Origin of the sequence: Acidiphilium sp. PM (assembly GCF_000219295.1) — a bacterium.
Taxonomy (GTDB): domain Bacteria; phylum Pseudomonadota; class Alphaproteobacteria; order Acetobacterales; family Acetobacteraceae; genus Acidiphilium; species Acidiphilium multivorum.
On sequence record NZ_AFPR01000577.1, the window covers coordinates 1 to 11,193 of the forward strand.

Here is an 11,193-nt window from a genome sequence, read left to right on the forward strand (position 1 = left end):
CCCTCCCCCCGAGATGTGAGCGATTCAGCGTAAGCCGCTACCGGGCTAGGGGTATCCCCGGCCCGTCCCCCCCGAGATGTGAGCGATTCAGCGTAAGCCATCACCAGATTGAGCCGCTCGAGCTTCCCTGCATGGGTGGCAGCCTGCCCGGCTGCGTGTTCACCAAGCTTCTCGGCGTCGATGCCTTCGTGGTGCTCTATGCGAATTTCGACGAAGCAAACCATGCACCGAACGAAAGCCTGCGGATCGACTGCTTCTTTGCTGGCATTCGCATGAATGCGCACGCATGAACCAGGCCGGCAGCGCGGCAGCAGGCGCGTTTGCGGCAGGCACCGGGCGGAGGAAACCTAAACAAACCGGACCGGGCCGGGATACCGCGCAACGACCGCATCATTGGTCAAAAGCGTGATTCCCTCGACCATCGCCTGGACAATAAGAAGCCGGTCGAACGGATCCTTGTGGATAGCGGGCAGACCCTCGATCGCCACCGCATGTTCGCTCAGGATCGGAAGTTCCAGATAACCATTGTCGATCAGTCCGCGCCGCAATACCCGTGCGTCAACTTCGAAATCCGGCCGGCCCAGCCCTTGCTTGATCGCGATCTCCCACAGGCTGGCCGCACTGAAATACAGTTCGTTCCCCGGATCGGCGATCAGTTCCCGGGCGGCTTCCGGCATCCGCGGCGCATTCTCTGCCGCCCAAAGCAGCAGATGCGTATCCAGCAGCAGCTTCACGCATCGTCCTCGAACAGCTTCCGGACCTCGTCAGCTCCGATCCTGTTGAAATCGTCCGGCACCCTCATCCGCCCGGCCATGAACCCGAGCCGCCGGGTGCTGGATGCTTCCGGTTTGCCCAGAGCAGTGACTTTCACCAGCGGCTTGCCCGCCTTGGCGATCAGGAACCCCTCTCCCTTCAGAGCCTGCTCGATCAGCCGGGACAGATGGGTCTTTGCCTCGTGAATGTTATAGGTCCGCATTACGGCACACACTAGTTTAGTTTACAGGACTTAGTTTATATCATCCAGGCCCGGACACAAGACTTTGCCTCTGCTATTTTCTCCGCTCCATATTCCTCAGGTGGTTTTCCCTGTCGCGGGCAGGTTCCGTGCCCGCGACATTCCGTTCAAGCCGGTTCTACCGGTCAGAGCCGTTCGATCCTGCCGGCAACCTCGTCAATCAACGCCACGACCTCATGGACGCGCTTCTTGTCGAGCTCGCCCTGCAGCCGGTTCATGAGCACGCTGGTCTTCTGCGCCTAGATCCGCCGCACGATCACAGCGCCGCCACCTTCTCGTGAACATCTCGGACAGCCGCCTCGATCTCCGCCAGTACCCGCTCGGAAGAGGCCGCCGAGGCGTCATCCCCATCCCGCGCCGCCAGCCACTGTTTCAGTTGCGCGCCCAGCACGTTCATGTGTCCCACCGCATCGGCCAACGCGTAGATCGCCCGCTGCTCCACCCGCCCCCGGATGTCCACTGACAGCGCACCCGCCCGTACAAAGTCGCTCAGAGACTGCCCGGCAACGTTGGCTAACTCCTCGATCGCCTTGCGCTCGGAAGGCGTGCAGCGCACCCGGACTATCTCTGTCCGGGTCTCGCGCGCACAGCGGATCTGTCGGGGGTAGACTGTGTCCATCGTCGTGTTTCTTCTTCTCCGCTTCTGGCCGGATCGCCGCCAGCCCTCATACGCGCGTCGAGCCGCAGGCGAGCAGGCCCTACCCCACTGCACTTGTGGCTACAAGTGTCATTCTTGCCGATGGACAGAGTACTGCCCGCCGGCAGTTCAAAGCTGAGCAAACCGGATTGGCATGCGGCGAAGAGGGCGGGTCTGGAGAAGGCAGGGTGCGGAATGACCGGCCCCCGCGCGCCTTCAGTCCATGTCTCTGGCCTCGAGCGCGGCCTCATAATCCTGCCCGCCATGAAATATTCCGAGGATCGCCACGCGGTCGGCACCAACGGTAAAGGCAATCACCGTGTAGTTTTCGGAAACTGGTAATCCTCAGACCCACCCGGCCGCTTGCGCGCCGGACGCGCCACGTTCACCGCAAGCAGCCGGTCGATCTCCAACTTCCACGCCCCGAGCCGCGGGCGCGGCTGGATCTCCCGCTCATACGAAAACGCCGTCTCGCCAGAACGCAGCACCCGGCGCACCGTGTTGCGCGAGATCTTCAGATCCCGCGCAATCTGCTTGATCGATCGCCCCTTCTGAAAATGCTCCCGCATGATCCGACCAATCGTCTCCACAACCAGCATCCCCCACCGCCCGCTCCAAAGCCAAAGCCAAAGCCAAAGCCAAAGCGGACAGACCTCCAGACCAATCTCAGGGGGTCAATTTTCCACGTCGAAACACACAGGACTCGCCCGCAAAGCTGCTCGGCCGTTCCCCGCGCACGCGGGGATGCACTGAAATATGCCGGCGGTTACGTAAGCTCAGATCAGGTGTGCAGCGACCAGCACCGCCAGGATCGCACTAATGCCACTCAAGACGGCGCCGCCAGCAGCGATGATCGCCGGCCAGTTAGTGTCGTTCCTGTGTATGGCCTCCCTGTCCCGGGCCGCCTGGGCGAGCAACGCATCAATGCGCGGCCAGCTCTCCTCCCGCATCCGCCAAATTCGTTCATGCATCTGGTCGAACCGCGCAATTTGCTCGCGCAGATAGAGGCGCTCCGCGTTCTCGTCTGGATTGCTTGCCATCATGGATTACAGGGGCTGCCCGTGAAGTGAACTCGACGAGACATCAGCAATGCCCACAGTCCGAAAACGGGCGACGCCAGACAGGCATGTGACCAGGTCGGGTTTTGCATCGCTGACGGTGTCCTTCAATGAAATGTCGAGTTCATACGCAAGCCTGTCAACCTTGCCCGATGAAAACCGCAAACACAGCACCGGCCGTGAACAGACCCGCACCAATGGCCATCAGGCCGATCATGGGCCTGAGCATGGCCCTTTTCGCAAAGAACCTCGCCGACCTGGCGTCCAGCCGACGCTCCCGTTCCGCCAGAATCCTTTCGGCCCGCATGATACCGTCACTGAACGCCGCATAATCATCCTGCATCACGACATTTTCCTTCTCGGCACTCATTGAACGTCACCGTTCCAGCCATGGAGCGGGCTACCGGGACTGTGCGACGTCTGCCTCCAGCAACATCCGCACATAGCGCGCATATGGAATACCCTTGGCCTTCGCCCTGGCTTTCACCGCCTCGAGGAGCGCCCCCGGCAGGCGCATGTTCAGCGCGGCCTCCTTCGGCGCAATCTCGAACCGCATCGGCTTGAAGCCGGAGAGATCGTATTGGGTCAGGTTAGCCCTCGCGGTGAATTCCTCGGCGGCCGCGTCGCTCGGCAGCGACGGCATGGTCCTGGCTTTGGCTTTCATAATAGTCCACTTCCTTCTGATGCATGTAGCGGGCGCTGATGGGCCGCAACCTGGTCTCACCACCGATCTCCCGCAGCATGAACACCAGAAAGAGATAGCGTCCAGCCCGGGTTTTCCCGATGGCCCGCATCCGCGGCTCGACAGGGGAAGGATCCGCCATCACCGCCGGCTCGCCCAGCAGCACCTGCTCGATTTCCTCACGGGACACGCCATGCTTGCCGCATTTCGGCCAGTTGCCGTCGTCCCAGTCGAACCCGGTAATTTTCATAGCAAAAGTATAGCTTTTTGTCTACACAAAACAAGGGCAGACATTTTGCCCTTTCCGCTGCACAGAAAAGTCAGGGAATGTCTGCGTCTGGTAGACGATTCCTCATCACGTCCAGGTGCTTCGGCCGACTTCGTTCCCGGTTATCCGGCGGATAACAAGCGCTTCAGGCAGGCACTCAGACTGCGCAAGGTGATATCAAGCCGTACGGCTTTCAGTTGACGATGGAATTGGCAATACCTCTACGTTTCTCTAGATCCTTTTTATCTCCATACTCACTCTTGAATTTGCCTTTCACATCACCGCCCGCATAATGGCAAACGGAGACGAGATTTGGATTTCCATTCACCTGCTGAATCGTGACATTCAGCGCAATACCGACCCCACCCTCAACCCGACCACTTGATGACTCTTTGGCAAAACCAATACCGTTATGAGAATATGCCAGACATTTTCCTAATGTTACGGTAGCATGCTTCTGCATGATATTGTTCGGCCCCCAAGGGGTCCACGCAATACTTGAATCATTGACAACTTTTATAATTTGACATCCAAATTTACAATATTCCTCTAGATCTAGATAGATACGAGAATTTGTACTACTCTCCTTGCCTTTCCATCTATCCACACTTTTTTCACTTGCCTCATTAATATATTGTGTTAATTTCCCGGGACCCGTTATTGAATCTTTCAAATCACTGACGCTTTGCCGCCTTATTCGCCGCAAATGCTTGGTTTCAAAATCATTTCCATCAAATTGTACAGTACAGTTTTTCCCTGTCACTGTTACCGGTGAGGAAAGATCGGTCTCAGCGGCGACGGTAGCCGTATACGAAGCCTTCCCATCCTTGATGGTTTTGGAGTCGCTCATCCTGGCCTCCGAAAATTTATTTAAGACATTTCCCAGATAGGCGGCCTATCCACCCCTGATTAACTCCAGAATAGGCTGATTAGGTGCCCAACCGGAAGACGAAATGGGGCGGCCACAGCCCTAGAGCACGTTCCGATCCTTTCGGATCGGATGTCGTGCTCTATCCTGTTGATAAACGCATACTCGCCGGCTTCGACCTTGGCATGGATCTGCTGTGCCATTTCCTTCGGCAGGGTAATGCTCTGCTGCTGCGTTGAGCGCATTGGTTATGCTCCGCTCCTAAATGGGATTAAATCCCATCATGCCCTGCAGGTCTGTCTCAACACGTCCTGTCAGTGCCAATCTGGCGCCGACAGATTGTCGGCATTCGTCGCCTCCGACAGATTTGCGAATTAATAGTGGCTGAGGACAGGCTTTTTTCCTGCGGCACGTGCCCGTTTTTCAGCCCGCTCCAACAGGACCCTTTTCGCAGTGGTCCGCGTCTTTCCAGCGTTCCGCAGAGCCTCGGTCGGCACGTTCCGGCCGGCAGCGTCGAGTTCACGCGCTTTCGCGGCAGTCCTTTTCAGGTGTGTCTCGAGCTTGATGGTCTTCATGGCTCCGATTCCGAATCCAGGCCGTCCAGGAGCGAGATATCCCCGCCTTCCTCATCTAGCCGCTTCTTCAAATAGGCGGATAGGCGGAATCGATCCTGTCCGCCATCTCGAAAAGAACCCGTGCCTGGTTCAGGCGTGATACATCCGGCGGCTTGCCCCCCGCATACTGCCCCAGACGGTCAGCAATAAGGTCTTCGATCGCCGGCAGGACAACAGCACTCCCTGCATCAATCTGAAACTGCGCAACACGCATCCGATCCGCGCGCCCGTCAAACACGGGGCCTGTGACCAATTGCCAGCCGAACTGCGGGTAGTCAGGGTGATAATACCCGACCTTAAGCTTTCCTGCCCGATCCTCGGGACAAAACCCGCGCTGCAGCAGGATCTCGTGAAACCGCTCCTCTGCTGCAACAATCAGGTCGAAATCTGCGGAATGGAAAGCCCCTCCGGTCCACAGTGTCGCGGTGCGGCTTTTTCCGGCCCTGAACTTCTGCCCTGGGCGCGCAAGCCCCAGATGGACTTGCCAAGGTTGAGCTCGCCGGCCCGGGCCCTTGCCACCATGCCGTGGAAATACCCCCCGGGCGTGCTCCGGAAATGCCCCGCCGGCCGCGCCGAGACGATGGCCAGCGCGATCGCCGCCTGCTCCCGCCCCATGGCAAGGCACGCCTCGCCCCAGAGCGGTTTCGACACTCCGAGATCATGCCGCAGCCAGTCCGCCGCCTCCACAATATCCGGCCAGGCCGGCGATGACCGCCCGAGATAGGGCCGCAACCGCGGCGCCAGCCGCACCAGCTCGTCCGGCGTGATCCGCAGCACCGTTCCATCGTCCTGCCGGGCGGGTTTTTGCTCCCCCCTGCCCGTCTGTGGTCCCGACGATCCGTCCCGCAGTCCCGGCTTGCCGACCGCGGCCACCGACCTCACCGGGGTCGGACTACTTTTTTCAATGCCAGATACTGTATCCTGTTCAGGATTTAGATTTGGTTTGTATTTGTATTGGTGGGGCCGGTTTTCCGGCCCCTTGGGGTCGGTTTCCACATCTTTCTGCGCACCTCCCCGCCTCTGGATGATCAGGCTCTCCAGCCGCTGGCGCAGCTCGCCATGGCGATCCTCTAGCCGGGTTACGCCAAAGGCAAGGACATCGGATCTCTCCTCCTTGCCCAGACGCCGACACAGCCGGCGCGCCTCCTCCGCCTCCCGCACGAAACCCCCAGGCTCCAGCCCCACCTCGATCGCCGTCTCCACGATCTGCTCGATCGCCTTGCGGGCAACCGTTATCCGCCGGCGCAGCTGGCGAACCGCCTCACGCTCCGCCCGCCCCTTCTCCGCCACAGCCCGGAATTCCTCGAGCCGCACCCCAAGCGGTGACAGGTCGAAGCCATACGCCTCGATGATCCGCCCACTACGGTCACGCCGCCCGTAACGCTTGCCATTCGGACTGTCCCGCATCACCACCAGGCCCAGCTCGACCAGAAGCCGGTTCAGCGCCTTGGTCTGGGATACCCCCAGATCAAGATCCGCCTGCTGCACCGTAGCGGACGGCCAGACCACCGGACGCGCCCCCGGCTCCCAGTCCTGCCGCTGGGTAAAGCGGAACAGCCAGTCCACCGCATGCACCACCCGCGGCGGCAGGCCGAGATAGGGCGCCGCCGCCTTGAAGGCCGCCAGAACCGCGCCCGGCCCCCCTGCCCCGTCTGACAGTCCGGTGAAACCTTCAGCAGTCCGGTCCGTCGCAATCATCGCCAGACTCAGCCGGCGAAGCCCGCCAGGCCTCTGATTTATCTTGGTATTTTGCCCGAAACCGGGACTTTCCGTCTCCATCGTGATCCTCCGTTGTGGCTGGATCGCGACAGGCAAAGCTCTCCCCTCAGCAGAAACGGCAATTTCCGCTTGGCAAAAAAGCTCTCAACGACTATGTTCAGAGATAGGTGTTATCTACGAACGGTCGCCGATGAGGCCCGTCACGAGTTTTCGCAAAGCCCGCCCGGCAAGGCGGGCTTTTGCATGTCTAAGCAGATTTCTGGATAGCCTCCTTTCCGCGTTCAATGAGTTGCAGGAGCGCCAGACTGCGGCTTGGCAGGCGCTGGCGTTTCTTGATGTCGTCGATGAGCGCGAGTGTCTCGTCGGGCAACTGGAACAGCACCTCGCGGGCACCGGAATCGCGAATGCGCTGGCGGTGGCGGGCGTTGCGATCGTCGGTCTTGGTGTCAGCTTGATCCATCGGCGAATCCGAATCAGTCTCTAGAGACTCGGACTCTCGCTCTGATGAGCGGTCTTGTCCAGCGATTCGTGAGAAGTTTCCGGTCTTAGGCGCTGATATCTTTGCCGCCGGCCGACTCTTTCGGGTGCAGAAATGTCGGCCAGAGACTTCCCGCCCCCCTCCCCGGCGATTCGGACGAGCGAGAGCCAAGTGGCGCATAGATCAGGTGTAGCTGAACGCGCGCTTGGATCACATCGCAGTTATAGCGTCTGGATTCCAAACGACGGCAAAGTTCAAGGTCCTTCGAGAAACACAAGGAGCACAGCATGAGAACGTATGGCCCGCCCCGTCCGCAAGGGGTGAATTTCATCTGGCTCTAATCAGTCTGCTTCAACGTATCCGGTCTCGGGCTTCGAACCCGGCCAAGATGGAGATCCGCGCGGCCTGATCCTCATAATCACACCGGCCTCGGAGGCCGTTCACTGGCTCAGGTTTTCAAGCCGCCGTTCGACTGTCAGGCCATCTTCCTTTCACCTCACGCAGACATCGACTGCCCTTTCGCGCCCAGCTGCGAGCGCTGTTCGGGCGATTCCGTCATGCGGCAGCAGCAGCCGCTTCGAATTGGGCGTCGTAATCGCAATCGTGCGCCAAAACGGCCCATGCGATCCGAGCCAGCTTCGCGGCCAGCGCGACTACGACCACGTTCTTATGCGCTCGATCAAGCAATCCCCGCGCCCAGCGGCCCAACGGCGTATCGCGTTCGACAAGATAAGGCAGCGCCGCTCGTGCGCCATGGATCAAGTTCTTGCGCAAATAACGATTGCCGCGTTTGCTGATGCCGAGCAGGCGCGGCTTTCCACCCGTTGTCATTTGCCGTGGAACGAGCCCCAGCCACGCCGCCATGTCCCGCCCACGTTTGAATGCCTGCGCCTCGCCGACCGCCGCCGCCAGCGCCGTAGCGTTTATCGTTCCAATTCCCGGGATTTTGGTCAAACGTCGCACAGCCACGTCGTCACGAGCCAACTGAACGAACTCGGCGTCGAAGCCGGCGATCCTCTGGTCGAGTGAACGCCATTCCGCCCGAAGATCTTCGATCAACGTCCGGATGCGCGGGCTCAACGCGGCGAAACCGCCATCTTCGGCCAATGTCTCAAGCGCGGCTTCCAGTTTCCTCCGGCCTTGTGGAACGACGATCCCTCGCTCCAGCAGCAACGCCCGCAAGTGATTGATCAGCGCCGTCCGTTCCGAGACGAGGCGCTCCCGGGCTCGGTGCAAAGCCTGGAGATCAGATTGGTCCTGGCTCTTCACCGGCACGAAACGCATCGTTGGCCGCGTCGCGGCCTCTGCGATCGCCTCCGCGTCGAGATCATCGTTTTTCTGCGCCTTCACGTACGGACGGACATATTCCGGCGACATCAGCCGCACCTCGTGGCCCCGCGCGGCGAAAATCCGCCCGAGGTGATGAGCGCCGCAACATGCTTCCATTGCCACAATGCACGACCCAAGCTCGCCAACGAAACTTTCCAACGTTCCCCGCAGAAGTCTCCGCCTCAAAACAACCCGGCCGGCGGCGTCCATGCCCACCACGCTGCAAGAGTTCTTCCCAAGATCGATGCCAAGTATCATGATATCCATCGGTCTGCTCCTCTCTCCAAACCAGCGGCGATACTACCCGATCGCCACGAGAGGGGCGGGCCATCCCATAATCACAACTGCAGCGCCAAAAAGTCTACTATAGGTAGACTATATGTTGCCTTTCGGTCTACCATTGACGGTCATAGACCGTAAGTCTACCGTCTACTGGAAGTATACCGTAGACTTACGGTCTACTTTAAGTAGATTTCCTGGGGTCGTTTATGCCAACCATTGTCTTTGCATCACCAAAAGGTGGCGCCGGAAAGAGCACATCCGCCGTCATCCTTGCTACTGAGCTGGCCGCAGCAGGGGCAGAAATCACGATCATAGATGCTGATCCGAACAAGCCTGTGGCCAGGTGGAGCCGCTTGCCGGGCAAGCCGCAATCCTTGCGTGTAATCGATGACGTGACCGAAAAAACCATCATCCGCGTGATCGACAGCGAGGCAGAGCGCGCAGCTTTTGTCGTGGTTGATCTGGAGGGAACGGCATCCCGGATGGTGCCCTATGCAATGAGCCGTGCAGACTTGGTACTCATTCCAACGCGCGGATCCGTACTTGATGCCGTTGAGGCTGTTGCCGCGATCCGGGAGGTGAAACAGCAAGAGGAAGCTTTCAGGTTGCGCATTCCCGCAGCAGTCATTTTTACAAACACCTCCGCCGCGATCAGGCCGCGTACACTTTCAGCCATAGAAGCCGAGTTCTCTGAGAACGGTGTTCACGTTCTCAAGACACGTCTTCATGAACGGGAAGCCTATCGTGCCCTGTTTTCTTTCGGGGGAACACTGGAAGCTCTTGACCCAGCAAATGTCCGCAATATTCCGGCAGCGATAGAAAACGCCCAGGCCTTCGCAAGAGAGGTCGTTGGTCTTCTTCGCCAAAATCGAGGGGAGGTTAACGCGTGAGCCAGAGATCCAGCATATTCGACGACCCACGCTCGCCCTTGGATGTGAGTGACTTCAAGCCGGCGGTCGGCAAGCAGAGGCGTCCCGCTCCGGCCGCCATTGACGAGGTCAGTAGCAAAGGCAGGTTTCAGAGTCGCGAGCCGGAACCTGTAGCGCCAACACGGGCTACTGACGATCAATCGTCTACCAGGCGTCAACCTATGGTATACCGTACTGGCCGAAACAAGGTTTTCAGCGTGAAGACAGACCCGGCGACGGCCGATGCATTTTATGCCATCGCCCAGGAAAACGGTTGGAAGGCCGCAGAAACGTTTGAAAAGGCCATTGCCGCGCTCAAGCGTGAACTGGCCAAGTAAGAATTCATTCGAGTAGCCCCATCACGGAAACCTACGCCGCTCAGCGGGGGAGGGGAGGGAGAAAACGCTGTTTGGATCATCGAGCACCACCTGCCTGACACACAGTGACAAATCCGGCATGAGCATCACCGATGGTTGCATCAGCTGGGCCGAGACGGTGCTCGTTCTCGATGACCTTACCGCGTCGACACGGGCAAGGCGACTGGCGGGATTTTCTGGTCTGGGATTGGTTGGCGGGTGATCTGAGTCGAAAACGGCTCCGGAAACTCCGGAGCCGTTACGCCGTATGGGCCCCGTAGTGCTGGTCAGACGGTCTTGCGACGGCGGCCTGCGAGAAGGCCAAGGCCCAGCAGCCCGGTTCCGAGCAGCACCAGGCTACCAGGCTCGGGAACATTGGTACTGAGAACCGCAGGGAGCCCATTCGCCTCTACATAATAGAGGTCATAGGCCCCGGCGGGGGCGGGCGGTACCAGTGTGCTGAGCGTCTTCGATGTCGGAGCGGAATCTATGAGCGGCAGCAGATCAACTGCCGTGGTGCCAGCCTTATACAGGCTGACGCCGTCGTCATGCGTCACGCCGGTAATGGTATTGGCACTGTTGAACGATATTTTCATGAACGTCGTGTCGCCAAAACCCGATGTACTTAGGTCGGTGTTCTGGAGCACCGTCTTAGACCCGATCGTGAATCCGCCAACCGTGCCACCGCCTGAAGAGAAGAAATTGGCGATCGTGTTTTGGCTGGCGTTGAAGTTAAAATTACCGGTGTAGGTGAAAGCCGCGATCGGATTTGTCTGAGCCAGCGTATTGGTTGGCAGTGCCTGCTCCATTGCGTTGCCTTCTCCGCCGGTGTTCGTCCCGTGATAGACTGTTACTTGAAACGATCCATCCAGGAGTCCGGCATTGGCAGTACCGACAACTCCGAGTGCCGCAACGGCACCGGCCAATAACAGTGTTCGAAACTTTGTCATTTTCCCACCTTCAAAAATCTGAAAGATGC

At 59.2% G+C, this 11,193-nt stretch carries 17 protein-coding genes and 1 pseudogene; 3 read left to right on the plus strand and 15 right to left on the minus strand.

Translation table 11 applies throughout. The features are described 5' to 3' along the window. Positions 1–131: 131 nt before the first annotated feature. On the plus strand, positions 132–290 hold the full coding sequence (locus APM_RS21865) for a hypothetical protein (protein WP_007424954.1): 159 nt from the start codon (positions 132–134) through the stop codon (positions 288–290). Between the two features lie 57 nt (positions 291–347). Here the strand turns inward: APM_RS21865 and APM_RS18665 are convergent, their stop codons facing one another. From APM_RS18665 to APM_RS18725, 14 genes and pseudogenes are all read right to left on the minus strand, one after another. Continuing rightward, positions 348–734: a type II toxin-antitoxin system VapC family toxin gene (locus tag APM_RS18665; protein ID WP_007424955.1), complete on the minus strand. Its 387-nt coding sequence runs from the start codon at positions 732–734 to the stop codon at positions 348–350. After that, positions 731–976: a type II toxin-antitoxin system Phd/YefM family antitoxin gene (locus tag APM_RS18670; RefSeq protein ID WP_007424956.1), complete on the minus strand. Its 246-nt coding sequence runs from the start codon at positions 974–976 to the stop codon at positions 731–733. Before APM_RS18670 ends, APM_RS18665 begins: the two co-directional genes overlap by 4 nt. 295 nt (positions 977–1,271) lie before the next feature. Continuing rightward, on the minus strand, positions 1,272–1,634 hold the full coding sequence (locus APM_RS18675) for a plasmid mobilization protein (RefSeq protein ID WP_039889268.1): 363 nt from the start codon (positions 1,632–1,634) through the stop codon (positions 1,272–1,274). Between the two features lie 377 nt (positions 1,635–2,011). Next, positions 2,012–2,251: pseudogene (locus APM_RS21870) on the minus strand (helix-turn-helix domain-containing protein); the annotation flags it as partial. Between the two features lie 177 nt (positions 2,252–2,428). Continuing rightward, positions 2,429–2,695, minus strand: a complete 267-nt coding sequence (locus APM_RS18685) for a hypothetical protein (RefSeq protein WP_007424958.1) — start codon at positions 2,693–2,695, stop codon at positions 2,429–2,431. A gap of 154 nt (positions 2,696–2,849) precedes the next feature. Continuing rightward, complete coding sequence (locus tag APM_RS18690; RefSeq protein WP_039889269.1) at positions 2,850–3,080, minus strand: hypothetical protein; 231 nt, start codon at positions 3,078–3,080, stop codon at positions 2,850–2,852. 30 nt (positions 3,081–3,110) lie between these two features. After that, positions 3,111–3,374 carry a BrnA antitoxin family protein gene (locus tag APM_RS18695; protein WP_039889270.1) on the minus strand — a complete coding sequence of 88 codons (264 nt, stop codon included), beginning with the start codon at positions 3,372–3,374 and terminating at the stop codon, positions 3,111–3,113. Continuing rightward, complete coding sequence (locus tag APM_RS18700) at positions 3,301–3,642, minus strand: BrnT family toxin (protein ID WP_007424960.1); 342 nt, start codon at positions 3,640–3,642, stop codon at positions 3,301–3,303. The genes APM_RS18695 and APM_RS18700 overlap by 74 nt, the downstream gene beginning before the upstream one ends. 211 nt (positions 3,643–3,853) lie before the next feature. Next, on the minus strand, positions 3,854–4,510 hold the full coding sequence (locus tag APM_RS21875; protein ID WP_138919276.1) for a hypothetical protein: 657 nt from the start codon (positions 4,508–4,510) through the stop codon (positions 3,854–3,856). A 392-nt stretch (positions 4,511–4,902) separates the two neighbouring features. Then, on the minus strand, positions 4,903–5,103 hold the full coding sequence (locus APM_RS20980) for a hypothetical protein (protein WP_083818724.1): 201 nt from the start codon (positions 5,101–5,103) through the stop codon (positions 4,903–4,905). A gap of 67 nt (positions 5,104–5,170) precedes the next feature. Next, entirely contained in the window at positions 5,171–5,356 is a 186-nt protein-coding gene (locus APM_RS18710) for a hypothetical protein (protein WP_007424961.1), read from the minus strand. A gap of 161 nt (positions 5,357–5,517) precedes the next feature. Further along, positions 5,518–6,921 (minus strand): plasmid replication protein RepC, encoded by a 1,404-nt coding sequence (repC, locus tag APM_RS18715; protein ID WP_007424962.1) that lies wholly within the window; start codon positions 6,919–6,921, stop codon positions 5,518–5,520. A 187-nt stretch (positions 6,922–7,108) separates the two neighbouring features. Then, positions 7,109–7,321 carry a hypothetical protein gene (locus APM_RS18720; RefSeq protein ID WP_039889272.1) on the minus strand — a complete coding sequence of 71 codons (213 nt, stop codon included), beginning with the start codon at positions 7,319–7,321 and terminating at the stop codon, positions 7,109–7,111. A 573-nt stretch (positions 7,322–7,894) separates the two neighbouring features. Then, a complete protein-coding gene (locus APM_RS18725) occupies positions 7,895–8,935 on the minus strand; it encodes an IS110 family transposase (protein ID WP_007424963.1) in 1,041 nt (346 codons plus the stop codon). Positions 8,936–9,156: 221 nt separating this feature from the next. Between APM_RS18725 and APM_RS20990 the strand changes: the two genes are divergently transcribed. Beyond that, a complete protein-coding gene (locus APM_RS20990) occupies positions 9,157–9,840 on the plus strand; it encodes a ParA family protein (protein WP_007424964.1) in 684 nt (227 codons plus the stop codon). Then, positions 9,837–10,196 (plus strand): hypothetical protein, encoded by a 360-nt coding sequence (locus APM_RS20995; RefSeq protein WP_083818725.1) that lies wholly within the window; start codon positions 9,837–9,839, stop codon positions 10,194–10,196. Before APM_RS20990 ends, APM_RS20995 begins: the two co-directional genes overlap by 4 nt. 305 nt (positions 10,197–10,501) lie before the next feature. Here the strand turns inward: APM_RS20995 and APM_RS18740 are convergent. Continuing rightward, a partial coding sequence (locus APM_RS18740; RefSeq protein WP_158005021.1) for a PEP-CTERM sorting domain-containing protein occupies positions 10,502–11,193 on the minus strand: 692 nt, incomplete at its 5' end.